This is a genomic window from Rhodococcus ruber, from assembly GCF_027270735.1.
GTDB lineage: Bacteria > Actinomycetota > Actinomycetes > Mycobacteriales > Mycobacteriaceae > Rhodococcoides > Rhodococcoides rubrum_A.
The window spans coordinates 85025-111543 of sequence record NZ_JAPWIJ010000002.1; the positions used below are offsets into that span (position 1 = coordinate 85025).

At 65.4% G+C, this 26519-nt stretch carries 22 protein-coding genes; 9 read left to right on the forward strand and 13 right to left on the reverse strand.

The genetic code is table 11. The features are described from left to right. Nucleotides 1–24: 24 nt before the first annotated feature. Nucleotides 25–3552 carry an amino acid adenylation domain-containing protein gene (locus O4220_RS04100; protein ID WP_269602337.1) on the reverse strand — a complete coding sequence of 1176 codons (3528 nt, stop codon included), beginning with the start codon at nucleotides 3550–3552 and terminating at the stop codon, nucleotides 25–27. Between the two features lie 250 nt (nucleotides 3553–3802). Here O4220_RS04100 and O4220_RS04105 point away from each other — a divergent pair, with 250 nt between their 5' ends. Then, nucleotides 3803–4870, forward strand: a complete 1068-nt coding sequence (locus tag O4220_RS04105; protein WP_269602338.1) for an ABC transporter substrate-binding protein — start codon at nucleotides 3803–3805, stop codon at nucleotides 4868–4870. On the opposite strand, the gene O4220_RS04110 is transcribed toward O4220_RS04105, so the two are convergent. After that, on the reverse strand, nucleotides 4857–5282 hold the full coding sequence (locus O4220_RS04110) for an HIT family protein (protein WP_269602339.1): 426 nt from the start codon (nucleotides 5280–5282) through the stop codon (nucleotides 4857–4859). The genes O4220_RS04105 and O4220_RS04110 overlap by 14 nt on opposite strands. 67 nt (nucleotides 5283–5349) lie before the next feature. Between O4220_RS04110 and O4220_RS04115 the strand changes: the two genes are divergently transcribed. Next, nucleotides 5350–6156, forward strand: coding sequence for an HAD-IIA family hydrolase (locus O4220_RS04115; protein ID WP_269602340.1), 807 nt, complete (start codon nucleotides 5350–5352; stop codon nucleotides 6154–6156). On the opposite strand, the gene purB is transcribed toward O4220_RS04115, so the two are convergent. After that, a complete protein-coding gene (gene purB / locus O4220_RS04120; protein WP_269602341.1) occupies nucleotides 6157–7581 on the reverse strand; it encodes an adenylosuccinate lyase in 1425 nt (474 codons plus the stop codon). A 100-nt stretch (nucleotides 7582–7681) separates the two neighbouring features. On the opposite strand from purB, the gene O4220_RS04125 reads away from it, so the two are divergent. Further along, a complete protein-coding gene (locus tag O4220_RS04125; protein ID WP_269602342.1) occupies nucleotides 7682–8332 on the forward strand; it encodes a DsbA family oxidoreductase in 651 nt (216 codons plus the stop codon). A 107-nt stretch (nucleotides 8333–8439) separates the two neighbouring features. Here the strand turns inward: O4220_RS04125 and O4220_RS04130 are convergent, their stop codons facing one another. Beyond that, nucleotides 8440–9078, reverse strand: a complete 639-nt coding sequence (locus O4220_RS04130) for a TetR/AcrR family transcriptional regulator (protein ID WP_052065041.1) — start codon at nucleotides 9076–9078, stop codon at nucleotides 8440–8442. Between the two features lie 49 nt (nucleotides 9079–9127). Between O4220_RS04130 and O4220_RS04135 the strand changes: the two genes are divergently transcribed. Next, on the forward strand, nucleotides 9128–10159 hold the full coding sequence (locus tag O4220_RS04135) for a GntG family PLP-dependent aldolase (RefSeq protein WP_332112797.1): 1032 nt from the start codon (nucleotides 9128–9130) through the stop codon (nucleotides 10157–10159). A 65-nt stretch (nucleotides 10160–10224) separates the two neighbouring features. Here O4220_RS04135 and O4220_RS04140 read toward each other — a convergent pair whose 3' ends face one another. The 5 genes from O4220_RS04140 to O4220_RS04160 all read right to left on the reverse strand — a co-directional run bounded on the left by O4220_RS04140 (nucleotide 10225) and on the right by O4220_RS04160 (nucleotide 17107). Further along, nucleotides 10225–11373, reverse strand: a complete 1149-nt coding sequence (locus O4220_RS04140) for a pyridoxal phosphate-dependent aminotransferase (protein WP_269602346.1) — start codon at nucleotides 11371–11373, stop codon at nucleotides 10225–10227. A 103-nt stretch (nucleotides 11374–11476) separates the two neighbouring features. Further along, entirely contained in the window at nucleotides 11477–12313 is an 837-nt protein-coding gene (locus tag O4220_RS04145) for a DUF559 domain-containing protein (protein WP_269602347.1), read from the reverse strand. 175 nt (nucleotides 12314–12488) lie between these two features. Then, on the reverse strand, nucleotides 12489–13739 hold the full coding sequence (gene purD / locus O4220_RS04150) for a phosphoribosylamine--glycine ligase (RefSeq protein WP_269602348.1): 1251 nt from the start codon (nucleotides 13737–13739) through the stop codon (nucleotides 12489–12491). A 78-nt stretch (nucleotides 13740–13817) separates the two neighbouring features. Next, on the reverse strand, nucleotides 13818–15854 hold the full coding sequence (locus O4220_RS04155; protein WP_269602349.1) for a glycosyltransferase family 39 protein: 2037 nt from the start codon (nucleotides 15852–15854) through the stop codon (nucleotides 13818–13820). After that, nucleotides 15851–17107, reverse strand: a complete 1257-nt coding sequence (locus tag O4220_RS04160; RefSeq protein WP_269602351.1) for a bifunctional glycosyltransferase family 2/GtrA family protein — start codon at nucleotides 17105–17107, stop codon at nucleotides 15851–15853. The genes O4220_RS04155 and O4220_RS04160 overlap by 4 nt, the downstream gene beginning before the upstream one ends. A 158-nt stretch (nucleotides 17108–17265) precedes the next feature. Here O4220_RS04160 and O4220_RS04165 point away from each other — a divergent pair, with 158 nt between their 5' ends. Beyond that, nucleotides 17266–17691 carry an HIT family protein gene (locus O4220_RS04165; RefSeq protein WP_269602352.1) on the forward strand — a complete coding sequence of 142 codons (426 nt, stop codon included), beginning with the start codon at nucleotides 17266–17268 and terminating at the stop codon, nucleotides 17689–17691. Nucleotides 17692–17701: 10 nt separating this feature from the next. Here O4220_RS04165 and O4220_RS04170 read toward each other — a convergent pair whose 3' ends face one another. Next, nucleotides 17702–18226 (reverse strand): winged helix-turn-helix transcriptional regulator, encoded by a 525-nt coding sequence (locus O4220_RS04170; RefSeq protein WP_269602353.1) that lies wholly within the window; start codon nucleotides 18224–18226, stop codon nucleotides 17702–17704. A gap of 74 nt (nucleotides 18227–18300) precedes the next feature. Here O4220_RS04170 and O4220_RS04175 point away from each other — a divergent pair, with 74 nt between their 5' ends. Next, on the forward strand, nucleotides 18301–19716 hold the full coding sequence (locus tag O4220_RS04175) for an MFS transporter (protein ID WP_269602354.1): 1416 nt from the start codon (nucleotides 18301–18303) through the stop codon (nucleotides 19714–19716). Here the strand turns inward: O4220_RS04175 and O4220_RS04180 are convergent. Together O4220_RS04180 and O4220_RS04185 are read right to left on the reverse strand one after the other, a co-directional pair. Next, complete coding sequence (locus O4220_RS04180) at nucleotides 19699–20355, reverse strand: response regulator transcription factor (protein WP_269602355.1); 657 nt, start codon at nucleotides 20353–20355, stop codon at nucleotides 19699–19701. The two genes, O4220_RS04175 and O4220_RS04180, sit on opposite strands and share 18 nt — an antisense overlap. Next, nucleotides 20352–22016, reverse strand: coding sequence for a sensor histidine kinase (locus O4220_RS04185; RefSeq protein WP_269602356.1), 1665 nt, complete (start codon nucleotides 22014–22016; stop codon nucleotides 20352–20354). The genes O4220_RS04180 and O4220_RS04185 overlap by 4 nt, the downstream gene beginning before the upstream one ends. A gap of 169 nt (nucleotides 22017–22185) precedes the next feature. Between O4220_RS04185 and O4220_RS04190 the strand changes: the two genes are divergently transcribed. Genes O4220_RS04190 through O4220_RS04200 form a run of 3 tightly spaced genes read left to right on the forward strand, consistent with a single transcriptional unit; the run spans nucleotide 22186 to nucleotide 25149 of the window. Further along, nucleotides 22186–23565 carry a CitMHS family transporter gene (locus tag O4220_RS04190; protein ID WP_269602357.1) on the forward strand — a complete coding sequence of 460 codons (1380 nt, stop codon included), beginning with the start codon at nucleotides 22186–22188 and terminating at the stop codon, nucleotides 23563–23565. A 34-nt stretch (nucleotides 23566–23599) separates the two neighbouring features. Next, nucleotides 23600–24010, forward strand: a complete 411-nt coding sequence (locus tag O4220_RS04195) for a universal stress protein (protein WP_269602358.1) — start codon at nucleotides 23600–23602, stop codon at nucleotides 24008–24010. Continuing rightward, nucleotides 24007–25149 carry an AbrB family transcriptional regulator gene (locus O4220_RS04200; RefSeq protein WP_269602359.1) on the forward strand — a complete coding sequence of 381 codons (1143 nt, stop codon included), beginning with the start codon at nucleotides 24007–24009 and terminating at the stop codon, nucleotides 25147–25149. Before O4220_RS04195 ends, O4220_RS04200 begins: the two co-directional genes overlap by 4 nt. On the opposite strand, the gene O4220_RS04205 is transcribed toward O4220_RS04200, so the two are convergent. Further along, a complete protein-coding gene (locus O4220_RS04205) occupies nucleotides 25129–26511 on the reverse strand; it encodes a sensor histidine kinase (RefSeq protein ID WP_269602966.1) in 1383 nt (460 codons plus the stop codon). The two genes, O4220_RS04200 and O4220_RS04205, sit on opposite strands and share 21 nt — an antisense overlap. Between the last annotated feature and the right edge of the window lie 8 nt (nucleotides 26512–26519).

Genomic DNA, 26519 nt, shown 5'->3' on the forward strand with positions numbered 1-26519 from the left:
CGTGGAAGGGTAAGTGGTGTCGAGTCAGGGCGTGCGCTGCTGATCGAGTGCCGCCAGCAGTTGGTCCTCCGACATGGATTCGATCGACACGTACATCTCTGCCGTCGCCTCGAGCAGCTCGGTATCGCCTGCCGCGACGATCATCGACTCCGCCAACCCCGATACCGTCGGGGCAGCGAACAGCATCCTCACCGTGACGGACGTGATGTCGAAGGCCGCGCGGGTTCGGGCGACGATCGTGGTCGCGAGGACGGAGTCGCCGCCCAGCGCGAAGAGGGTGTCGGTGACCCCTATCTCGTCGACGCCGAGCACCGTCTGCCAGATCGAGGCGAGTGCGCGTTCGAGGTGGGTTCTTGGGGCTACTCGCGCCTGCACCCGCTCGGTATCACCTGCTGCGCGGCACCGTTCGACGATGGCCGCAGAATCGATCTTGCCGTTCACGGTGAGCGGCAAGGCTCGCAGTGCCACCGTCCGTTCCGGCACCATGTGTGCAGGCAGTCGCTCGGCAGCCCTGGCGATGATGCCCGCAACGGTCTCGTCCGGATCCGCGTCGCGATCGGCGAGCACCACTGCTGCCATCACCGCTGCAGCTCCGACCCGGTCGACGACCGCTGCGGCAGAGGCGACTTCGGCGTCGTCGCACAGGACGGACTCGATCTCGCCGAGCTCGATGCGGAATCCGTTGATCTTGATCTGATTGTCCACGCGGCCAACGAATTCGACCATGGACCCGGTCTCGACCATCGGGCCCGTGCCGTAGCGAACCAGATCACCGGTGCGGTACCAGCGGTAACCATCGGCGTCGACGAACCGCTCGTTCGTACGCTCGGGATCGCCCAGGTAGCCGTCGGCGAGACCCACGCCCGCGACCCACAGCTCACCGGGTACCCAGTCCGGCACCTGGTGCCCACGCGCATCGACCACCCGAAGCGCCATGGACCCGAGCGGCACACCGAACGGGACTGTGCGCCAGCTCGGATCGACGTCCAGGACCTCACAGATGCTGTTGTGGATCGCGGTTTCCGTAGCGCCACCTAGTCCGGCGAACCGACATCCAGGTACCGCCGCCGTCAGCCGGCGGTAGAGGTCGATACCCACCTTGTCGCCGCCGAGCATGACGACCTCGAGCGAACCGCCGAGATCCTCACCGGTGGACAGAATCATGTCCAGCAGCGGCGGTACGCAGCTGATCACCGTGACTCGATGCGCACGGATCAGAGTGGCCCAGCGCTGCGGATCCTTGCGCTCGTGTTCTTCGATGAGCACGGCCGTACCACCGGCCACGAACACCGAGAACAGGTCGAAGGTGCACAGGTCGAAGTCCAACTCGGACAGACACAACGGACGGTAGCCCTCGTCCAGCTCGAATCGTCCGATCAGGTCGCTGATCGTGTTCATCGCGGCACGATGCGAGACCACGACACCCTTCGGTTCGCCTGTCGAACCGGACGTGAAGATCATGTACGCGGGAGCGGTGTCGGGTCCGAGATGCGGTGCGGACAGCGGCTCCCCGAGGACGGCGTCGGAAATGGTCATTCCGCAGGCTCCACTCCCGGCCACAGTGAGGCCGTCGTCACCCGATCCCCCGATCGTCACCGCAAAGCCGGCTTTTCCAGCGATCAGCGCAGCCCGACTCGCCGGTTGGTCGACGCCGATCGGCACGTACACCCCACCTGCGGCAAGCACACCGAGCACTGCGATGACCTGGTCGGGCCCCTTCGGCAGCGTGACCCCTACGGTGTCACCCACTGCAACCCCGCGATCTGTCAGTGTCGCAGCCACTCTCAGCGCACGGTCGCACAATTCGCCGTAGGTCATCGACTCGTTCTCGCCCCACTCGAGAGCGATCGCGTCCGGTCTTCTGGCCGCCCGGTCGAAGAAGGCACGGTGCAGGGTGTCGGTCCCGGCTGCCGGCACGGCATCCGTGCGCGGTACGTCGGCGGCCGGGGTCCGCGAGAGAAGTTGACGCGACGGCGCCAGCTGACCCACCGGTTCGGTCCAGACGGCATCGTCGTCGCCGACTATGCCGCGAACGAGAGTCTCGAAGGCGTCGAACATCGCCTCGGGAACCCCTGGCAGGAACTCGTTCTCGCGAATGTCCCAATTGACCAGCACGCCGCCGTCGAGCTCGGTGATCTGTGCGTCCAGAACCACCTGCGGTCCCTGCGACATGATCCACACCGGGTCCCCGAACACCTCCCGCGCACGGCCGTCGAACAGCTCGCCCAATCCGAGCGCACTGGTGAAGACGACGGGCGCGAGTACCGGTTCCCCTCTGCGACGACCAAGGTCGCGAAGTACCTCCACACCGGAGTAGTCGACGTGCGAGGCGTCCTCGTGCAGGCGTACCCGCAGCTGCCGGGACCGCTCCGCGAACGAAAGGTCCTCGCTCAGATCGACATCCAACATGACCGAGGACGAGAAGTCGCCGACCAGTTCGCCGACGGCCGGGTGCGTCGGGGCACGGTCGAACATCGGAACGTTGAGCAGGAATCGCTGTTCACGTGACCACGCCCCGACCACCTCGGCGAAGGCCGCTGCCACCGCGACCGCCGGGGTGACACCGTGCGCACGAGCCTGCGACTGCAATTGTGAATATGCCTGCGTCTCGAGATGAAACGCCCGCCGTGTTGCCACGGGTGAGCCTGAATCACGTTCGAGCAGAGGAAGAGTGGGCGCTCCGGGCAGAGAATCGAGTCGGTCGGACCAGTACCGTTCGGCCTGCTCCCGAGCGTTGCGACGATCGTCCGGCCGGTCGGTGAGGTAACGCTCGTAGCTGTAGTCGATGGTGGGGAGTGCCCGACCGTCGTATGCCTGCGCCAGATCTGCGACCAGAATGCGAAAGCTGACGGCGTCGCCTGCGATCATGTCCATGTCGAGATGCAGCCGAGTTCGACCGTCCGGCAGCAGCGACAGGTCTGCCGAGAACACTTCTCCGGCTTCGATATCGAGCATGTGGTGGGTCAATCGAAGTCGGGTTCGTTCCAGTTCGGCTGCTGCGTCGTCCGCGCTCCGCAGATCGTGGACCGTCAACCCTCGCCACCCTGGGGTGGACTCGATCACTTGCTGTCCGTTGTCGGTGATCCGAGCCCGCAGCATGTCGTGCCTGCGGGTCACGGCGTCGAACGCGTTGCGCAGTCGATCGGGATCGACCCCTTCGCCGTCGAACTCGGTGTACAGGTGCGGAGCGACGCCGCCGAACCGCTGCTCTGCACTGCGGCCGATCCAGTAGGCATGCTGGAGCACGGCGAGGTCGAAGCTGCCGGTGTCGAGTCGGTTCGACTCCGATGCGCGGGCCGTGGGCGCGGGTACCGGTTCGTTTGCTGCACCGACCAGTTCGGACCAGGCCGAGACCGTGGGCCGCGCAGCAAGATCGGCGAAGGTCACCGCCCTACCCTCTTTGCGGAATCTGCCGACCAACCGCATCAGCACGATCGATTCCAGTCCCAACTCGAACAAATTCGCGTCGAGCGACACGGCCGCGGGCTCGGTGCCGATCAGTTCTGCGACCTGCGCCCGCAGTTCTTCGGTCCCGATTCCGTGCGGATCCATCCGGTGTGTCCCTTCGATCGGCTGCACTGCGTCGTACTGGGCGTGACCAGGAGTTTCGCCACCTGACGTCCATAAGGAAAGGCTACCCTCGCTTAGTCGACCCTGAGGAGGCTAACATCTGTCGGCACGGAGAAGTGGACTGCACCTGCACCACCGCACGCGGCTTCCGGCCGCCAGACCAAGACGAAAGCGACACATGATCTCTCATCGAATACGCAGCACCGGCCGGTTCGGGTCCCGCCCACGTGTCTTGACCGGGAGCATTGCGGTCCTCGTATTTTTCACTGCCGCAGCATGCAGCAGCGACACCACCGAACCGGAAGACCGCGGCGCACAGATCGTCGATCTGAACGCGAACCCCGCCGCGTGCGGCGAGAACGACCGCGTCGATGCAGTCGACCGCGCGTCCGGACCGTTCACGTACACCGACGGCCGCGGACGGACCATTTCGCTCGATACTCAGCCGACCAGAATCATCGCCGACGAAGAATCGGCAGCAGCGCTCATGTCGTATGGCATCAGGCCCATCGCCATCTGGTCGACGACCCCGATGTCCACCAGCCCCATTCTGAGCTGCTCCGATCTCGCCGGCATCGAATCGGTCGGCGAGAGCTGGGGCGCATTCGATTTCGAGAAAGCCGCCGGCCTCGAACCGGATCTTGTCATCGGTGAGTTCAACCCACGATTCGGCCAATTCGGCAAGCTGACCACCACGGCCGACTCGTCCAAAGCCGACACGATCGATCAGCTCGCTCCGACTCTCGGGGTCACCTTGGACACGACATCGACCGCGAAGACCATCGAGAACTACGCCGGACTCGCGTCCTCGCTCGGCGTCGACCTCGACACCCCGCAACTGGCAGACATCAAGGCCGACTACGACGCTGCCGTCGACAACTTCAAGAAGGTTGCCTCCGAACACCAGGACCTCACCGGAGTCGGAGTCTGGCCCCTCGACGTCGCGTACGTCCTCGATCCGTCTGCGGATCCGGACTTCAGCGACTACGAAAGCTGGGGCTTGAAGATGTACACCCCCGACGGCACCGACGACGGTTACTGGAAGAAGGTGTCCTGGGAGAACGTGTCGAGTGTCGACGCCGATGTCGCATTCGTCTACCACGACGTTGCCAACGCAGCTGATGTGAAGCTGGCCGACATTCCCAGCCGCTACCCCGGTTTCGACACCATCGCCGCCGTCGACAAGCAACAGATGGTGCTGTGGGACTACGGCGCCAACAAGAGCTACAGCCGCTACACCAACACGATCAACGTCTACGCGGACGCACTGTCCAAGGCGCAGAAGGTCACTGCCGAGTAATCGCGGCCGCGATCTCCGCAGCTCGTCGGTCGAGTTCGGAACGCTGCGGAGACGACGGTCGGGCACGGAGGCCGAAGCCGTCGCCGATCATGCGTGGGATGACGTGCAGGTGCACATGGAAAATTTCCTGGCCCGCCACCGTGCCGTCGGCGAGAAACAGGTTGACGCCGGCGACACGTGGATTGCTCGCTCGCACAGCGGCGGCCACTTTCTGCCCCACGACGAACAGGTGGGCACCGACTTCCGGCGGCAACTCCGCCAGCGTCCGGAACTGCTGCTTGGGCACCACGAGCACGTGCCCGGTGGTGAGCGGCCGAATGTCCATGAACGCGATCACTGTCTCGTCCTCGTGGACGCGAGAGGACTCGGCCGTCCCGGCGATGATCTCGGCGAAGATTGTGTATGGATTCACAGTCTCCGAGCCTAGGCGCTGGTCCACTGACGCTGCGGTGGCCGGACCCGGAGACTACTGTTTGCCGATGGGTATCGGCGGGGTTCTTTTCGACATCGACGGCGTTCTGGTGACGTCGTGGCAGGCGGTGCCCGGGGCCGCGGAGACGCTGAAGTTTCTGGACAGCAAGGACATTGCCCGCGCATTCTTGACCAACACCACGTCGAAGACGCGCGAGCAGATCGCCGGAGCGTTGCGCGATGTCGGACTGGACGTCCATTCCGACGAGATCGTCACGGCCGCGTCGCTCACCGCGGATCATCTGCGCGAGAACTATCCGGATGCGCGGGTGGTGCTGATCAACAACGGTGAGATCGCGGGCGACATGCCGGGAATCGAGTTCGTCGACGAGACGTCCGAGGATCCCGACGTCGTGGTGGTCGGCGGTGCCGGGCCGGAATTCACCCACGAACGCCTCAGTCGCGTCTACGACTGGCTGTGCCGCGGCATACCCGTCGTCGCAATGCACAGGTCGTTGATGTGGAGCACGGGAGCCGGTCTGCGCATCGACACCGGCATGTATCTGGCCGGAATGGAACAGGCGTCGGGGCACACCGCGAAGGCCATCGGGAAGCCGGCTCCGTTGGGCTTCCGGACGGCATCCGAGCGGATGGGCGTCGACCCGGACGACGTCGTCATGGTCGGCGACGACCTGGACAACGACGTTCTCGCCGCCCAGGTCGTCGGCATGACGGGAGTGCTGGTGCGCACCGGAAAGTTCCGTCAGGATGTTCTGGATCGTCGCAGCACGGACGAATTCGCGATGGAGCCCGACCACGTGATCGACTCGGTCGCCGACCTCCCCGAGGTCCTGAACCGACTGGTCCTCTCCTGACTACAGAATGGGCGACGGGCTGTAGGACGCTCCGCCCGGGAACTTCGCGATCAACCGCTCCACGGCCGAGACGACAGCACTGACCTGGGCGTCGGCCGCGCCGATGAAGGCAGTCTTGTCCGCCAGTGCAGCATCGAGGGCAGCCCGATCGAGTGGGAGTCGATCGTCGGCTGCCAGTCGGTCGAGCAAGTCCGGTTCCTGTCCCTGCTCACGCATCGCCAGTGCGACGGCGACGGCGTGTTCCTTGATCGCCTCGTGCGCGGTCTCGCGGCCGACGCCTGCGCGCACGGCGGCCATGAGCACCTTCGTCGTCGCGAGGAACGGCAGGTATCGGTCGAGTTCCTTGGCGATGACGGCCGGGTAGGCACCGAATTCGTCGAGCACCGTCAGGAACGTCTCGATGAGACCGTCGATGGCGAAGAACGCGTCGGGCAGGGCGACGCGACGGACGACGGAACAGAAGACGTCGCCCTCGTTCCATTGCGCGCCGGCGAGCTCGGCGGCCATCGATCCGTAGCCGCGCAGCACCACCTGCAGGCCGTTGACGCGCTCACACGAGCGGGTGTTCATCTTGTGCGGCATCGCCGACGAGCCGACCTGTCCCGGCTGGAAGCCTTCGGTGACGAGTTCGTGGCCGGCCATCAATCGGACGGTATGCGCGAACGACGACGGCCCGGCACCGATCTGGACCAACGCGGAGACGACCTCATGATCGAGCGAGCGGGGATAGACCTGGCCGACGCTGGTGAGCGTGTGCCGGAAACCGAGGTGATCGGCGACGATGCGCTCGAGTGCGACGAGCTTGGCGGAGTCGCCGCCGAAGAGATCGAGCATGTCCTGCGAGGTGCCCATCGGGCCCTTGATCCCGCGCAGTGGATAGCGCGCGATCAGTTCCTGAACCCGGGCCAGTGCCAGCAGCAGCTCGTCCGCTGCGGAGGCGAAACGCTTTCCCAGCGTCGTCGCCTGAGCAGCAACATTGTGGCTGCGCCCGGCCATGACGAGCGAGGAGTACTCGGCAGCTCGTTCGGCCAGCCGCTTCGCAACAGCGACGCCGTGCGCGTGCACGTGTTCGAGTGAGCGCAGGATCTGCAGCTGCTCGACGTTCTCGGTGAGGTCGCGACTGGTGAGGCCCTTGTGGATGTGCTCATGGCCGGCGAGGGCGTTGAACTCCTCGATGCGCGCCTTGACGTCGTGCCGGGTGACCCGCTCACGCTCGGCGATCGACGCGAGATCCACCTGGTCGACGACGGCTTCGTAGTCGTCGATCGCAGCGTTGGGGACGTCGACTCCGAGGGAGGACTGCGCGCGCAGCACGGCGATCCACAACTGGCGTTCCAGGGCGATCTTGTGCTCCGGCGACCACAGCTGCACCAGTTCGGGACTCGCGTAACGGGTGGCCAGGACATTCGGGATGCTCACGAGCATCCAGCTTACGTGGCGCAGTTGTCGGTCCCGGAAGACGACTGCACTGTTTCATCTTGCCGCCGCTGGAATACCGGCAGCGCATTCCGATGTTGCAGCCGTCGTGAGCCGAACAGTGAAGGTAGACATCTGGTCCGACATCGCGTGCCCGTGGTGCTTCGTCGGTAAGCGCCGTTTCGAAGCAGGCGCTGCGGAGTTCACCGCCGGGGGCGGAACGCTCGAGGTGGAGTTCCACTCGTTCGAGCTGGCGCCCGACACACCGGTCGACTTCGACGGCAGCGAAGTCGACTTTCTCGTCTCTCACAAAGGCATGCCGGCCGCCCAGGTCACGCAAATGTTGAAGCAGATGACCGAGCTGGCCGCAGGCGAGGGGCTCGCGTACGACTTCGACGCCCTGAAGCACACCAACACCGTCAAGGCGCACGAGCTGCTGCACTTCGCCAAGTCGAAAGGCAAGCAGGTCGAAATGAAGGAACGGCTCCTGGCGGCCTACTTCGAGGAGGGCCGCCACGTCGGCCGCACCGATGATCTCGCCGACCTGGCCGCGGAGGTCGGCCTCGACCGTGACGAGGTGGTCGAGGCCCTGAAGTCGGAGGAGTTCCTGCCAGCGGTGCGGGCGGACAAGGAACAGGCCATCGCCTACGGGATCAGCGGTGTGCCGTTCTTCGTGATCGACGGACGACTCGGTGTGTCGGGCGCGCAGGAACCGTCGGTGTTCGCCGACGTCCTGCAGAAGGCCGCTACCGGCTCATGAGCGGCCCATTGGAGATGGTCGGCGACGACCACGGACTCGTCTGCGAGGACGGTGTGTGCGAGGTGCCACCGATCCACGACGCAAACTCCGGCGAGACCGACTAGCAGTCAATCGGCCGGCACCTGCTCCGCCGGTGCCACGATGTCGATGACTGCCAGAAGCATGCTTCGCGCCATTTCACGAGGATCGGGATCCACTTCGCTGAGCGCGCCCACCACTGCTCCGTCGACCACCGCCACGAGTCGTCGAAGCTGCTCTTCCTGCACGGTTCGGCCCGATCTGCGCAGCACGTCGGTGAGCAGGTCGTCGATCTGGGCGCGCAGCCGCAGTTGCACTTCCCGCAGTTCGGGATGCCGGGCCGAGGCGATGAAGCGCTCGTATCGTGCGATCAGTTGCTCGTGGCCGTCCTGTGGCCCGATGAGCAGGTCGACGATGAGGTCGACCGTCGATTCCATTTCGTTCGAGCACTTGCCCTCGTCCTCGATACGACCACGCATGACGTCGATCTCACGGGTTCCGACGACGTCGACTGCCGCGGCTACCAGGTCTCCGAGAGACTCGAAATAGTAGGTGGTCGACGCCAGCGGAAGACCGGCTCGTGCGGCCACGGATCGGTGCCGAACCGCGTCGAAGCCACCCTCGACGAGGAGGTCCGCAGCGGCCGACGCCAGTGCCTGGCGGCGGCGCACTCCCTTCGGAGTCGCACCCGACACCTTGTGTTGCGACTCGGTCGGACCTGCGGACATTCAAGTCATCGTGCCAGCTCGAGGCCGTTCGTCGGACTGCTTTGGCGCTATGGAATTGTCGTTACTCGTGGCACACAGAACGATCGACCTCCGCTCCGACACCATCACCCGGCCCGATTCGGTCATGCGAAAAGCCATGGCAGACGCCGAAGTGGGCGACGACGTCCTCGATCACGACCCCACGATGGCGGCACTGGAAGAGGCAGTCGCGGGCATGCTCGGATTCGAGTCGGCATTGTGGGTCCCGTCGGGATCGATGGGCAACATCATCGCGCTGATGCTGCACCTGCAGCGCGGCGATCGGTTCCTGGCACCCGAGCACGCGCACGTGCTGGGATCCGAGCTCGGCACCGCGGCGTGGTTGGCAGGCGGGATGCCCGACGCCCTCCCCCACGACGCAGGCCCCGGCCGTCCCCTCGCGTCGACCGTGCGCGCCAAGGCCGGCGGCGCAGGGCCGTACTTCGCGCTGCGGACTACGCTGCTCTCGCTCGAGAACACCCACAACTTTGCCGGCGGTGCCGTGTTCGGACCGGATGAATGGTCCGAACTCGTTGCCGCGGCACGCGACTCGGGCCTTCGCATTCACCTCGATGGAGCGAGGCTGTGGAATGCCGCTGTGGCCCTTGATGTTCCGATCGCGTCGTTGACCACAGGAGCCGACACGGTGCAGGTGTGCCTGAGCAAGGGCCTCGGAGCGCCCGTCGGCTCGATGTTGGTCTCCGACGCCGCGCGAATCCACGAGGCCAGACGCGTCCGGAAGATGTTGGGCGGCGGAGTTCGTCAGGGTGGCGTTCTGGCTGCGGCAGGGCTCGTTGCGCTGGATCGAATCGATGATCTGGCCGAGGATCACGCCAACGCGGCGACCCTCGCCCGTGGACTGCGGGAGCAGGGCTGGGACGTGCCGAACCCGGAGACCAACATCGTGCTTGCATCGGTCACCGACCCCGTGCAGACGGTCGCGGAGCTGGCCGAGTTGGGTATCGCCGCGGTGACCGTCGCGGGCAAGGTGCGCTTCGTGACCCACCGTGACGTCGACTCCGCAGACATCGACGAGGTGCTGGAGCGGCTGCGCCGCATGTGAGCTCAGCGCCTTCCTGTCGTTCCGCATGCTCCACTCCAGCCTCGTAGCCTGCTACGAGGAAACACTCACATACGACGAAGTCGCTCCAATGCTTCTTCGACGTCCGCGGTGGTGCCTGCGAACGAGAACCGCACCGTGTGGTTGCCGCGGACGGTGTCGAAATCCACCCCCGGTGCCAGCGCAACACCGGTCTCGGAAAGGATTCGCGCACACCAACTCCGCGAATCATCGGTGAGATGCGCAATGTCGGCGTACACGTAGAACGCACCGTCGGCCGGTGCGACATCGGTGATGCCCATGTCCGGCACGCCGTCGAGCAGAATTCGGCGATTGACGGCGTAGCGCTCGACGTGCGAATCCAACTCGATGCGAGATTCTTCGGTGAACGCCGCAATGGCCGCAACCTGTGAGATCGCCGGCGGGCAGACCGTCATGTTCGACGCCAATCGTTCGACGGCCCTGCGCAATCGGGCGGGAAGCAACATCCACCCCAGCCGCCAACCCGTCATCGAGAAGTACTTCGATACCGATCCGATCACGACGGATTCTTTCGAGGTCTCCCATGCGCTGGACGTGTGCGCGTTGCCGTAGGAGATCCCGTGGTAGATCTCGTCCGAGATCAGCAGCGTGCCGTGCTCGTCGCACCAGCGCGCAATCGCGGCCAGCTCATCCGCGTCGATGATCGTGCCGGTGGGATTGGCGGGGCTCGCGATGATGAGCCCCGCGGGCGGCTCGGGCAGTTCCTCGAGCATCGCGACGGTCGGTTGGAACCGCGTCTCTTCGACGCAGTCCAGTTCGACAACCCGGCAGCCCAACGCCGCCAACGTGTTTCGATAGGCCGGATAACCGGGCCTGGCCATCACAACGGTATCTCCCGCGTCGAACGCAGCGAGGAACAGCAGAGTGAACGCGCCCGACGACCCGGTGGTGATCACCACGTCGTCGGCGTCGACGGTGATTCCGTACCGCGCGCTGTGGTACTCGGCGATTGCACGGCGCAGCGGCAGAATTCCAAGCGTCTCGGTATATCCGAGCAGATGCGCGTCCAGGGCCTCCCGGGCGGCACGCAACACGGGACCGGGTGCACGGGTGGATGGCTGACCTGCGGCGAGCGAGAGTACATCGCCGTGAGTGCGTGCCCGCTCGGCCGCTGCCGCGAACACGTCCATCACATGAAACGGCTCGACCTTCGATCGCTGCGATTCACTGTGCATATTTCGACACTACTGACGTCGATTCGCCCGGCGCAGGTGCACTGAGTGTCCACTATTTCGCGGCAGCCACGGGATCCCGTCTGACAGCACAAATTGTGGACACTCACGTCAGTGCCTTCCGGCGACGTCGTACGGTGTCGACGATCTGCCGCACCACATAATCCAGGTCGGTCAGCACCATCGCCGCCGAATAGCGCAACACCAGCCAGCCGTCGAGTTGCAGAGCATTCTGGCGCACGCGGTCGTTGGTGAACACACCCGGTGCGCTGTGGAATTCACGTCCATCGATTTCGACGATCACCCGAGCGCGACGGTCCATCAGATCCGCGTAGTAGGGCCCCACCTCCGCGTTGATCTCGAGGAAGTAGCCCGCGGCCGTGAGTGCCCGAGCCACCAAGCGTTCGGGTTCGGACAGAGTGCGCGGGCAACACAGTCGCAGCTGCCTTCTCACCTCGGTGATGCCGGCCATCCCGGCCGACTTCTCGCATTGCCTCGCGACCCCGCGCCAGCTCACCGCGCGGCTCAGCGCAGAGTCGAAGAACTGCTCCAATTCGGGCCGGGTCAGCGACACAGCGACGTCGACGATGGACTGCTCGATGGTCACCACCGGCAGACCGTCCGCGAAGCTCGACTCGGTGAGACTGCGTCGGTACGCCCGCAGCCACTTCGGACCGCGTGTTCTCGACGTGCGAGGAACTGTGATGTCCACGTGATCGGGTTCGTGCTCGAGCAGGTTCCACCACCACGCCGCAGCGAGATGGCTGAGCACTGCGTGCGGTTGCCAGAGCGTGGCAGCGACGCAACGGTCACGGTACGTCGGTTCGCCGGTGCAGTAGATGCTCGGAAGCAGCCGGGTCAGCGTGCCGACTCTCGTCCGATACGCAATTGTGCCCTCGCTGACGCCGGTGTCCAACAGCTGCTGCCTCGTGTATACCCCCATGGACTACAGCCTGGCGTCGGAAATCCACTCGTGGCCTAGCGATTCGAGAAATGTGGATAACGCTGCTACCTGTGGACAACTGACGTGAGTGTCCACTTTTCGGGGCTTCGCACGGGATCCCGTGTGCTAAGTGAAATTGTGGACACTCAGCGCACCTGCGAGTCACCCAGGTCACCTACAACGAGATGCGACCCTCCACTGCAGCCAGTCCGATGTCTGTGCGGAAGTGACTGCCCGGCAAGCGGATTCCAGCGATTCGGGAGTATGCATCGTCGCGGGCTGCGGTGAGGTCGAATCCGGTGCCGACCACGCTCAACACGCGTCCGCCCGCAGACACCACCACTCCGTCCTTGACCGCAGTGCCGGCATGCAGGACGCCTGCACCATCGGAGCCGAGGATCTCGTCCCCGGTACGGGGTCGACCGGGGTAGTTCTCGGCAGCGATGACGACGGTGACGGCTGCTCCGTCCTTCCAGCGCAGGGGCGGCAGCGCCGCGAGAGTGCCGGTTGCCGTCGCGTTCAGCGCCTCACCGAGGGGTGAATCGAGCAGCGCGAGCACTGCCTGAGTCTCGGGATCGCCGAAGCGACAGTTGAATTCGACGACGGCCGGGCCGTCGGACCCCATCGCCAGGCCGGCGTACAGCAGTCCGGAGAACGGCACGCCGCGCTTCACCATCTCGGCGGCAACGGGTTTCACCACATCGTGCACGATCTGCTCGACCGCGCCCTCGGGCAACCACGGGAGCGGGGTGTACGCACCCATGCCGCCGGTGTTGGGCCCGGTGTCTCCGTCGCCGACGCGTTTGTGGTCCTGCGCGGGCAGCAGCGGCACCACGGTCTCACCGTCGACGAGGCAGAAGAGGGAGACCTCGGGTCCGTCGAGGAACGATTCCAGCAGCACCGGGTGACCGTTCTCGAGGAGCTCGGCGGCATGATCGCGAGCGATGAGGCGATCCGTGGTGACGACGACGCCTTTGCCCGCGGCCAACCCGTCGTCCTTGACCACCCAGTGCGGACCGAAGCGGTCGAGAGCTGCGTCCAGCAAAGCGGGTGAGTCGACTATTTCACTGTGCGCAGTGCGTACACCCGCTGCTGCCATCACGTCCTTGGCGAACGCCTTGGACCCCTCGATGCGCGCGGCGTCGGCGGAGGGGCCGAACGCGGCGATGCCTGCCTCGCGGAGCGCGTCGGCGACCCCGAGAACCAAGGGCACCTCGGGTCCGATGACCACGAGATTGGCCTCGAGTTTCTTCGCCAGCGCGGTCACCGCCTCGCCGGAGGCAACGTCGACCGCGTGCTGCTCGGCGAGCTTCGCGGTACCTGCGTTGCCGGGAGCCACGAAGAGCTTCTCGACCGACGGATCGGCTTTCAACGCAAGTAGAAGGGCGTGCTCACGAGCACCGGAACCAATGACTAGTACGCGCACAGTGCATCAGACTATCTGCTCGACGCGAGAGCGCCCCGCACCTGTCACGGTGCGGGGCTCTTTCGTGATGGTTCGTCGTTATTGCGTGAGGTCGTAGAACGTCACGTTGTCGACCGTGGTCGCGGTGAAGTTATCGGTGACCCAGGCCGAGATCGCGGCCGAGGTACCCGACTCCATCCCCGGCATCCCGCCGCCGCCGATGAAGTAGTGGATCTGTCCGTCGGCGACGTACTGCTGGAACTCGGCGAGGGTCGGCGACGGGTCGGTGCCGTTGAACCCGCCGACGGGCATGACGGGGTCTTCGGTGGCCAATTGGTAGCCTGCCGCGGTGTTGGATCCGATAGCCGCTGCCACCCAGGTGTAGGAGCCTGCGTCCTGCTCGAGCATCGCAGTGATCGCCGCGGTCGGAGTGCTGCCTTCGAGCAGACCACCCATACCGCCGCCCATACCTCGTCCGGTACCGCCCGTCTCGGAACCACCGTCGGTACCGGGCAACTGCCCGGCCTGACCGGGGAATCCCGCCGGTAACTGCATCCCTGCGGGCAACTGCATTCCACCCGGTAGACCACCCTGACCGCGGCGACCCTCACCCATACCGCCGAATCCGCGCATCCCGGTGTTCGGACCGGCCGAGACGATGGACCCCGAGTGCGGTGTCCCGATCGTGTCGACTGCGTAGGCCGTCGGCCCGGCAAGTCCGGCGAACATCACCGCCAGGATCGACGCCGCCGCCAGCCTGCCTCGGGTCAGCGCGGGAACGAGCAGCGCCACGGCCGCCAGAATTCCCACGACGACAATCGCCCACTTCAGCCACGGCAGAAAACTCTCACTGCGGCGCAGCAGCACCCACGCCATCGCCACGGTCGACGCCACCGCGACGGCCATCGCGATCCGTACCCAGTACGTGTCGCGTCGCCGCCACAACATCACACTGCCGATGCCGACGACAGCAGCGATCGCGGGCGAGAGCGCAACGGTGTAGTACGAGTGGAAGATTCCGGCCATGAAGCTGAACGTCAGCCCGGTGACGAGCAACCAGGACCCACAGACGATCAGCGAGGCTCGTTGCCCGTCGGTGCGAGGTGCTCTGCCGCGCAACACGAGTCCGACAACCAGCAGAATCAGCGCAGCCGGGATGAGCCAGGCGATCTGGCCGCCCTGGGAGGCATCGAACATTCGGAAGATGCCGGTCTCTCCCCAAATTCCGCCGGGCATCCCGCCGGCCATGCCGCCGGGCATGTCCGCTCCCATCCCGCCTCGCCCAGGGGTGACGCTTCCGGTCTCGTCGCCGCTGAGGCGACCGAATCCGTTGTAGCCGAGCGTGAGTTCGAGGATCGAATTGTTCTGTGAACCGCCGACCCACGGCCGAGACGACGCCGGCCAGAATTCCACGATCAGCAGCCACCATCCGGCCGAGACGATCATCGCGCCGAGTGCACCGAAGAGCTGAAGCACTCGGGTCAGGAATTTCGGTGGCCCGGCAATCAGGTAGGTCAGCGCCAGTGGTGGCACGACGAGCATCACCTGGAGCTGCTTGGTGAGGAAGCCGAATCCGACGAACATGCCGGTGATCAACAGCCACTTGGTCTTTCCGGTCTCGACGCCTCGCAGCAGCGCCCAGACCGATGCGATCATCAGCAGCACAAGCAACGCATCGGGGTTGTTGAACCGGAACATCAGTGCGGCAACCGGAGTCACAGCCAGCACCAAGCCTGCGAGCAGACCGGCCGCTCCGCCGAAGCGTCTCTTGACGGTGGCACGGAGCAGTGCCACCGAGGCTATTCCGAGGAGTGCTTGCGGCACCAGCATCGCCCAGGAGTTGAGCCCGAAGATGCGCACCGACAACGACATCAACCACAGAGACATCGGGGGCTTGTCGACCGTGATCGAGTTGGCGGCGTCGGAGGATCCGAAGAAGAAGGCTTTCCACGATACCGAACCGGCCTGTATCGCAGCGGAATAGAACGAGTTGGCCCAACCGGAGGCACCGAGGCCCCAGATGTAGGCGACGCCGGTTCCGACGAGCAACGCAACCAGCCCGGCCCATTCCCACCGCGGGGACGTCACGGGGGCCGACGGCGCAGCCTCGGAGGGCCGCTCGATCGTCGTCGTCACCGGCTGTTCTCCGATGCTGTCGACTGCGCGACGACAGACTCGGAGCTACCGAAGACCCACCGCAAAGCGACGAATCGGCACACGGTGGCTACGAGATTGGCGACAACGAGGACCGCCAGTTCGACGTGCCGGGACACATCGGGAACCCAGGCGTGCAACACGGCCAGCGACCCACTGGTCACCAGCAGCGCGAAGCCGAAGATCACCAATCCCTGGAGTTGATGCTTACCGGCACCCTCGGACCCCCGGACGCCGAAGGTGAAGGCGCGGTTGGCCGCTGTGTTGAGTACGGCTGTGATCAACAGCCCGAAGAAGTTCGCTGCCTGTGCGCCGATCAGCGAGTGCAGCATGAGATAGAGCAGTGCGTAGGCGATGGTGCTGGCGACGCCGATGATGCCGAATCGCACCATCTGGCTGATCATTCCGTGCGGCACACCGGGCACGAGCGGCTCCCGTCCCAGGCTTCGACGTAGTTCGGCGACCGGCAGCACACCGGTTGCGAGGGCGCGGCCGACGCGCCAGCATCCCTGCAGGTCCTTGACTGCGGTGTCGACGATGTTGACGCTGCTGTTCGGATCGTCGACCCAGTCGACGGGCACCTCGTGAATGCGCAGGCCCACTTTCTCTGCGATGACGAGCAATTCGGTGTCGAAGAACCATCCGGTGTCTTCGACCAGCGGGAGCAACTGCCGCGCGACATCGGCACGCATGGCCTTGAAGCCACACTGCGCGTCCGAAAATCGTGTGCGCAGCGAGGTGCGCAGGATGAGATTGTAACTGCGCGAGATGAATTCACGTTTGGCACCACGGACCACCCGGGACGATCGGTTCAGCCGCGATCCGATGGCGAGGTCCGAGTGGCCGGACATCAGGGGTGCGATGAGCGGCATCAGAGCGTTGAGGTCGGTCGAGAGATCGACGTCCATGTAGGCCACGACATCGGCGTCCGAGGCCAGCCACACGGCTTTGAGCGCCCGACCGCGTCCCTTCTCGTCCAGGTGATGGACCTGAACTCCGTCGATCTCGTCGGCGAGTCGATGCGCGACGGCGAGGGTTCCGTCGGTGCTGGCATTGTCGGCAATCGTGATTCGAGACCGGAACGGGATTCGGTCCTCGAGGTGCTCGTGCAGACGACGAATGCACTGTTCGAGATCGGCTTCTTCGTTGTAGACCGGAATGACCACCTCGAGAGTGGCAGTGGCGTTCGAGCCGGGCCGCTGGCCTGCTGCTCGTGCGAGGGAATTCGTTGTCATGTGGACCAGAATCGAGCCCGGAGCTGCACCCACCCTGCGACGAACCTGGCAATCGGCTGGGAGATGTGGCCGGGAGCGGAGCCTGCGGAGTGACCAATGTCCGGGAGCGGAGCCTGCGGAGCGACCTGTGTTCGGGAGCAGTAAGGCATCCTGTTCCCATGGCTTCCATTTTCAGCAAGATCATCGCCGGCGAGATTCCGGGACGGTTCGTCTGGCAGGACGACGACGTGGTCGCGTTTCTGACGATTGCGCCGGTCACGCAGGGCCACACATTGGTGGTTCCGCGCGAGGAGATCGACCAGTGGCAGGACGTCGACGGTGCCGCGTTCGCCAAGGTCACTGCCGTCGCGCAGATCATCGGTCAGGCCGTCAGGACTGCGTTCGACGCTCCCCGAGCCGGCCTACTCATCGCCGGGCTCGAAGTACCGCACCTGCACCTGCATGTGTTCCCGGCGTACGACATGGGCAACTTCGACATCTCGGGTGCCGACCCTGATCCGTCGGCCGAGTCACAGGACGAGGCCGCGGCCAAGCTCCGAACGGCACTGCGCAACCTCGGCCACGAGGCTCACGTCCCGAACTGACGCACCTCGCTCAGCGCAGAGGCGTCAGCAAGCGTCGACGCGTTCGCAGCTGCATCGACACGTCGTCGGATCGCGTGTCGGGGTCGTACCCGGGCCCGATGTCGGTGTCGATGTCGCGGGGCTCGGGCGCCACCCCGCATTCGGGGCACATACCCAGTTGCCCGAGATCGGTTCCGCAGTGCGCATGGAGAAATCGTCGACGCTTTCCCGCGGGTTTCGCGGTCTGTGCCTCACCCCAATAGCTCAGGGCGAAGACGGCCGGCCACAGTGCTTCGAGGGCGGCCGTAGGAACGTAGTCGTCGTGTCCGCCTTCGAGGGCTCGGGCTTGCCGTTCGAGCAGCCCCGCGTCGACCAGCGCACCGAGGCGTTGGGCGAGAACTGCCTTGGAAATGTCGAGGTGAACCTGGAAATCGCCGAAGCGTCGGACGCCGAAGAAACAGTCGCGCACGATGAGCATGGTCCAGCGCTCGCCGACCAGCTCGAGAGCGCGAGCCAGGGAACAGTCCTGGCGGGCGTAGTCGATTCCTAGAGCCATGAGGCAATCGTACAGTCTGTTGACCGAACCAAGTTGGGCGTTTACAGTTCGATCACCAGACCAAAGGGACAACGATGACCGACAGCGCACTTTCGCCCACCAGCACCACGAACAGCACCCGAGCACTCTCCATCGCGGCCCTCGGCACTCTGCTCACTCTGATGGCGTTCACCGCCCCGCTCGCGACGATCAACAGCACCGCGGCAGATCTGATGTCCGACGCAGCGGGGCGCACCTGGATTCTCAGCTCGATGAGCATCGGTCTCGCCGCCGCACTGCTCACCACCGGGACCATCGCCGACGACTTCGGCCGTCGCCGCACCTTCGCACTCGGAGCCGCGGTATTGGCAGTCGGCACCCTGATCAGTGCCGTGTCTCCGAATACGCTGATCTTCGTACTGGCCCGCATCCTCCAGGGCCTCGGCGGCGCCGCAGTCATCGCATCGAGCCTGGGCATCATCGCCCACACTCACCCCGCAGGCCCCGTGCGCGCCAAGGCGAGCGGAGTCTGGGGCGCGAGCGTCGGTGCCGGCATTGCGCTCGGCCCGCTGCTGGCCGCCGTACTCGATCGCTGGGCGAGCTGGCGTGAGGCCTATGTGGTCCTCGCGATCGCCACGGTCGCACTGGCGGTCGCCGCGCACCTACTCGTCGAAGAATCCAGGTCCGACGCCCCGCGCGGGCTCGATCCGGTCGGCGCGCTGCTGTTGGCAACGGGCATCGCCGCGTTGCTGGCCGCGTTGGTCGAGGGCAGACAGGGCTGGACCGCCGTCACTCCCATCGTTCTCTTCGCCCTCGCCGCACTGTTGCTGGCCGCGTTCACGATCCTCGAATTGCGCAGTGCAACGGCGATGCTGGATCTGACGCTCTTCAGGCATCCACCTTTCCTCGCAGCGACGGTCGCGGCACTGGCCACCGGTGGCGGGATCATCGCATTGATGTCGTATATGCCCGGATTCGTCGGCACCGCACTGGGAATCGATGCTCTCGGGGCAGCCCTGCTGCTGTTCGGATGGTCCGGTACGTCGGTCGTCACTGCCCTGCTGGCCCGCAGGATCCCTGCGTCGGTGAGCGGTCGGACGCAACTCGCCGTCGGTCTGGTGGGTGTCGCGATAGGAATGGTGATGGTATCGGGGTTGTCCGACAACGCATCCTGGTCCCGATTGCTTCCCGGCTTGCTCGTAGCGGGCATTGCCAGCGGAATACTCAATGCCGCTCTCGGTCGCGAGGCGGTGGCAAGCGTTCCCGCCGGCCGCGGCGGAATGGGCAGCGGAGCCAACAACACCGCGCGCTACGTCGGCTCCGCAATCGGCGTCACGGTGGTTGCGGTGGTGGCTGTTCCGGCCGGGAGTGGAGCCCGCGGAATGACCCAATCGATAAGCAATCACAGCGCAGCGGCATTGACGACGGGCTGGAACACAGCGGCCCTGGTGACTGCCGCGATCTCGGTTCTCGGGGCCGTGGTGGTGGCGTTCTCACGCACCCGGCGCTGACGAGTACTCCTGCTCCGGCCTCCCGGTCGACCCGTAGCGCAGCTGCATCCGCAACCGTCCTTTGGAGACCAGGGTGGCCAGATAGCGTTGCGCGGTCGCCCGCGAAATCCCGATTGCCGCCGCGACTTCTCCGGCCGACATCGGCTCCGCCGTACCGCGCACCGCGTCGAGCACCAGATCACGGGTGACCGACTGCGACGTCGGCAACGGTGCCGCAGCACGCGGGCGAAGGGCGTCGAGTCCTCCGTCGATGTCCGCCTGAGTCAGTTCTTCCGAGCGATCCAGCGCCCCGCGGTAAGTCAGGTATCCGGTGAGCCGGTCGACCAATGCCGACCGCGGAAACGGTTTGATCAGATACGTCCATGCGCCCGCGGTCATCGCCGATCGGACCGTCTGTTGATCCGCCGCGGCCGACAGCACCACCGCGTCGCACGGGAGTTCGCGGACCAGCTCGATACCGGACCCGTCCGGCAGATAGACGTCCACCAGAGCGAGGTCGAACGACTGTGCCGTCAGCAGCTCACGCGCTTGGGCGACACTGGTCGCCACCGCGGCCACCTCATAGTTGTCGAGCGAATTCACCAGTGCCGCATGCAGATCCGCCACCCTGAAATCGTCGTCGACGACGAGAACTCTCATTGCGTCACTTCCTGAATCAGTAGAGCGTCGGCAATCGTGGCGATGAACACCGCGCCCCCACGGTCGTTGTCCGCCGTGATCCGCCCACCGACGTCGGCCAGTGTCACGTCGCCGCCACGGGTACGCGCGATCTGTCGACTCAGTGCCAGTCCCACACCTCGACCACCGGGCGTGTCCGCTGTCGACTTGGTCGAGACACCCTCGACGAACACCTGCTCGGGTGTCAACGAAACGCCGTCACCCGAATCGACGACCACGATGTGTAGTGTCGAATCCTCTTGCACCAGTTCCACTTCCACCTCGGCAGGTCGCCGTGCCCCGAGCCGGGCCGCGTCGATCGCATTGTCGATCAGGTTTCCCAGCACAGTGGTGACATCCACCGGTCCGACCAGTTCGCCGCCGACCCAGGTGTTCTCCCCCAGTACCAGGCGCACACCACTTTCGCGGGCATGCGCGGCCTTGGCAGTGAGGAAGGAACGCAGATAGGCGTCGGACACGGCATCGATCCCCTCGACTGCTTCCGATCTCGGTCCCACACCCAGAATCTCGTCGATGTACTGCGACGCGCGGTCCGGGTGGCCTTCGTGCAGCAGTCCACTGACCAGATGCATGCGGTTCGCGAACTCGTGCCGCTGCGCGCGCAGCACTGCAGACATCGACTGCACGGCGTCGAGTTGGCGCGTCAGTGTCTCCACATCGGTTCGGTCACGCACGGTCAGCACCGTACCGAGATCTCGATTGTCGCGCAGTACTTTTCGGGCGGCCGCAATCACCACGACCTCGTTCACGGCAGCCAGCACCGGTTCCGCCGTCGGCGATTCGATGACCTCGAGCAACCTGGGCGTCAGGCCGATGTCTTCGACACGCATCCCGGGCTTGCCGTCGATCGACAGCAGCGTGCGCGCCTCGTCGTTGACAACCGTGACGACGCCGTCGGGGTCGACGGCCACCACGCCTTCGCCGATGCCGTGCAGCACGGCCTCCTGCTCGCGTACGAGCTCGGCCAGTTCCTCGGGTTCGAGCCCGAGGGTGAGCCGCTTCCATCTGCGCGCCAACAGGATCGAGCCGAGCACACCCAACAGCAGCACGGCTCCGGTCACCAATGCGCCGTTGATCAGATCCTTCACCAGTTCGGTGCGCACGGCCGTCGTGGAGATGCCGACACTGACTTCGCCGATCACCACGTCACTCGAACCGAGCGCCAGCACAGGAACTTTGGCACGAACGGAGTCACCCAGCGTGCCGCGCTCCTGCTCGACCACCTCGTTGCCCGCCAAAGCACCCGACGGATCGGTGCTCACCCGTTGCCCCAGGACGGTCGGATCGGGGTGCGCCAAACGTAGACCCCGATCGTCGGTGATCACGACGAACAGGGCATCGGTGCGTTCCCGCGCGCTTTCGCCCGCCCGTTGCAGCGCGCCGCCGGCCAACACGCCGGCCGGTGCAGCGTCGGTACCTGCGGTGTCTGCGGCCGAGAACTGCTCGACCAGCGAACGCACCTGCGGATCGGACGCCACCGTCCGCGCAACGGCCAACGCACGTTCGCCGTATTCCTCGCTCGCCTGTTCACCGCTGCTGATCGCGAACACCCCGAAGGCCACTGCCAGCGCTACCGCAACCAACGCAGCCTGCAGCAACAGCACTTGAGTCCTCAATCGCACGTGCCAAGGCTAGAGCGCGAGCCGCTCGAGCACAATGCGCAAAAGGCTCTTTACGTTGCTTGCGCGGGTAGTGCGCACAACAGCGAACATGTGATGCCGGTTACGTAACTTCAGTCACAACACGTAGTCCAACCGGACCCACCTCACACATTTCGAGAAGGAGTGCACGATGTTGGTGATACTCGGCTTCCTCATGGTAGCCGCCTTCATGTTCTTGATCTTGACCAAGAGAGCCACGCCCGTCGTCGCGCTCACCCTCGTTCCCGTCATCTTCGGCCTGTTGGCCGGTGCCGGGCTCGGCATCGGTGACATGATCACCGACGGCATCAAGTCCCTGGCCCCCACCGCGGCCCTGCTGTTCTTCGCCATCATCTTCTTCGGAATCATGATCGACGTCGGACTGTTCGACCCACTGGTGCGCGGCATCCTGCGTCTCGTGCGCAACGACCCGATGAAACTGGTTGTCGGAACTGCCATTCTGGCCATGGTCGTCTCGCTCGACGGTGACGGCTCGACGACATTCATCATCGTCACGTCCGCGCTGCTACCGCTGTACCTCAAACTCGGTGTCAGCCCGGTGATTCTGACTGTTGTCGCCGGCCTCGCCAACGGCACGATGAACATCATCCCGTGGGGCGGCCCGACGGTTCGCGCCGCATCCGCTCTCGGAATCTCACCCTCCGACGTCTTCGTTCCGATGGTTCCGTCCATGATCGTCGGCCTGATCATCGTGCTGCTGTTCGCCGTGCACCTGGGCATCATGGAGCGTCGCCGTATCGGCAAGCTCATCTACGAGCCCGAGCTGGTCGCCTCCGGCGGCGGAAGTCTTCGCAAGGGCGGCAAGGGCGGCGGCGGAGCAGGAACAGGTGGATCGGCCGAGGGCGAATCGGGTCAGTTCTTCGACGGCCTCGATCCCAACCGCGACACCCTGCGCCCGAAGCTGCTGTGGTTCAACGCTGCTCTGACGGTCATCCTGCTCGTCATCCTGGTCATGGACATCCTGCCGATTCCGGTTCTGTTCATGATCGCTGCTTCCATCGCCCTGACGGTCAACTTCCCCAAGGTCAAGGAGCAGGGCGACGCGATCGCACGGCACTCGTCCTCCATCGTCTCCGTGGTCGCCATGGTGCTCGCCGCGGCAATCCTCACCGGCGTCTTCCAGGGCACCGGCATGGTCGAGGCCATGGCCGAGTGGCTGCTCAACGTCATCCCGTCCGGCATGGGCCCGTACCTGGCCGTCATCACCGGAATCCTGAGCATCCCGCTGACGTTCTTCATGACCAACGACGCCTTCTACTTCGGCATCCTGCCGGTCCTGACCGAGACCGCGAGCAAGTACGGCATCGATCCGGTCGAGATGGCACGTGCCTCGATCACCGGCCAGCCCGTCCACCTGCAGAGTCCGCTGGTTCCGGCCATCCTGCTGCTGGTCACCCTTGCCGGAGTGTCGCTGGCCGATCACCACAAGAAGGTGCTGTGGCGAGCGGTGGTCGTCTCCCTCGCCATGCTGGCCGTCGGAATCGTTCTCGGCCAGATCCCCTTCGGCTGATCCTCCACCCCACCTTCCTGAAGGAGAAACCGTCATGACTGTTGGCGTACTGCACAACAATTCACCCGAGGGCCGCGCAGCACTGGCCGCCGCAGTTCGAGAAGCACGCATCCGAGAGACCGACCTCGTCGTTCTGCACGCACTGTCGGGATCGGCCGAGCCCTCCGCCGAGGCAGCCGAAACTGCTGCGGTCTCCACCGCAGTGGACACTGCCCTCGTCGACATCGAGAACGCCGACTCCGTCTCCTGGACCGTGGCCGTGGGCAGGCCCGATCCCGACGCCGTCAACACCCTGCTGACATTGGTCGAAGAGCAGAAGTCCGAGATCCTGGTGGTCGGCTCACGCCACCGCTCGGCAGTCGGCAAGTTCCTGATGGGGCAGACCATTCAGCGTCTGCTGCTCGAGATCCCGGTTCCGGTTCTGCTCGTCAAGTCCGGAGCGTGAGAGCTCGACACCGCGTGACCCAGGTGCTCGGTCACAGCCTCCGATGGATCGGCCTCGCGGCCGTATCCGTCGGGGGCTGGGCCCTTTTCGAAGCCCTGGGCCTGACGGCACCGTCGCTGTTCGCCGCCCTCGTCGTCGCCGTGATCTTCGCTTTGACCGGTCTTGGCCCTGCTGCGGTGCCCCGGCCCGCATCGATGGCAGCGCAGGGCACACTGGCGGTGACCATCGGCCTGATGCTCGACACCGAGACGCTCGGGGCGTTGGGCGAGAACTGGATTCCCGCCGTTCTCGTCGGCGCGGGCACGCTGGTCGTCAGCGCCGGTTGCGGCGCGCTGTTGGCACTGCATCGCGACATCGACCCTGTCACCGGGGCCCTGTCCCTGATTGCCGGTGGCGCAACGGGTCTGGTGTCCATTGCTCGTGAACTGGGCGGTGACGAGCGGATCGTTGCCGTGGTCCAGTACCTCCGTGTCGCACTCGTGGTCGTCACGATGCCCCTGATCGTCACCTTCGCGTTCCACACCGACACCGATGGCGGGGCAGGCACTCAGGACCAGTCGACGACGCCGTGGTACATCGGCACGGTCTTTCTGATCGGTGCCGTCATCACCGGAATCCTGCTCGCACGGCTGATCCGACTGCCCGCGCCCGCCACCCTCGGGCCACTGGTGGTCGCGGGTGCCTGCGAACTACTCGGGTGGCCCGTCGACATCTCGGTGCCCGCCGTGTTGCTGCCGGTGGCATTCATCGTCATCGGATGGCAAGCGGGCCTTGCCTTCACCGTCGCGAGCCTGCGCGCCATCGGACGGATCTTTCCGTGGGCTGCACTGTTGGTCGTCTCGATCGGGGTTGTCTGCGCACTGTTCGGCTGGGTGCTGTCGGCGGTCACCGGAGTCAGCATGCTGACCGGCTACCTGGCGACCACACCCGGCGGTCTGGCGGCGGTGCTGGCCGTGTCTGCGACGACAGGGTCCGACGTCACCTTCGTTGCGTGCGTGCAGGTGATCCGTCTGGTGTCGATGCTCGTCGCTGCGCCGCTCGCTGCCGCCGCATACACCAAGCTCGCCGAGCGAAGGAAGGCACGAGCCGACGAGGAGCCCTCCCGCGAAGCCGACGAATCAGCCTGTCGGCCTGGGTAATTCGACGCGGAACGTTGCGCCCGTTCCGGGAGCGCTCCGCACCTCGACGGTACCGTTGTGCGCTGCCACCAACGCCGCGACGATCGACAGTCCGAGCCCGCTGCCGCCGCTCTCGCGCGTCCGTGACGAGTCTGCTCGATAGAAGCGTTCGAAGACGTGCGCGGCCTCGGCCTCTGCCAGACCGGGCCCGGTGTCCTGAACTTCGAGCAGCACCGACGACTGGGTCGTCCCGACGCACACCGTGATGGATGCGGATTCGGGGGTGTGCCGAACGGCGTTCCCGACGAGGTTCGCGAGCACCTGACGCAGCCGAGCATCGTCACCGACCACTTCGGGAATTCCCGGTCCAGACAGCACTTTCAGAGAGATGTCGCGCGCCGGCGAGACCGCCTTGGCGTCGTGTACGGCATCGGCGGCGATGGTCAGTACGTCGACGCGGCGCATGTCGAGGGGCCGCTGAGCGTCGAGACGCGCGAGCATGAGCAGATCTTCGACGAGCAGGCCCATTCGCGCCGACTCGCCTTCGATTCTCGTCATCAGCAACGAGATGTCGCTCATCGCGCCCTGCCGGTACAGCTCGGCGAAACCGCGGATGGTGGTCAGCGGTGTGCGCAGCTCGTGGCTGGCATCGGCGACGAACCGGCGCATTCGGTCTTCGGACGCACGGGCCGCCTCCTCCGAGGCCGCGGTTGCCGCGAATGCGCGTTGAATCTGCGAGAGCATCCCGTTCAGGGCCGCCGACAATCGGCCCACCTCGGTCTTCTCACTCCATTCGGGGACTCGACGGTGCAGGTCTCCGGCAGCGATGGCCGCGGCCGTCGTCTCCACCTCGCGCAGCGGGCGAAGACTGCGCCGCACCACGAAGTAGGCAATCACGGCGAGGGCCAGCAACACGGCCGCACCGATGTAGAACTGGAGTGCCACGAGCCTGCTGACGGTCTGCTGGTTGGCGCTGAGCGACATCCCCACGGTGGTGGAACCCTCGCTGTTGGTCACCGTGATCACCCGCCACTCCTTCGACGGGTCGCCCTCGGAACCGACGGTCTTCGGGACCGACGACGGTGAGCCCGAAAGGTCGGGAACACTCTCCGCTACATCGTTGATCGGCCCGCGAACGGTGCCGTCGTCGGCCACGGAGCGAACGAAGAAGTTCGACGGTGGGCGACCGGGATTCGGCTCGTCCACGGGTGGCAGCGGGCGAGCGTCGGGTTGCGCCCAACCACGGGACGCTTCGACCAGTTGGCTGTCCAGGCGACGCATCAACGACGTCTCGAGCGACGACGTCACAGCCACCCCCGACGCCAGCAAGCCCAGCCCGACCAACAGCAGCAACGCTGCGACCAACGTGAATCGCAGCGGCAGATTCCGCA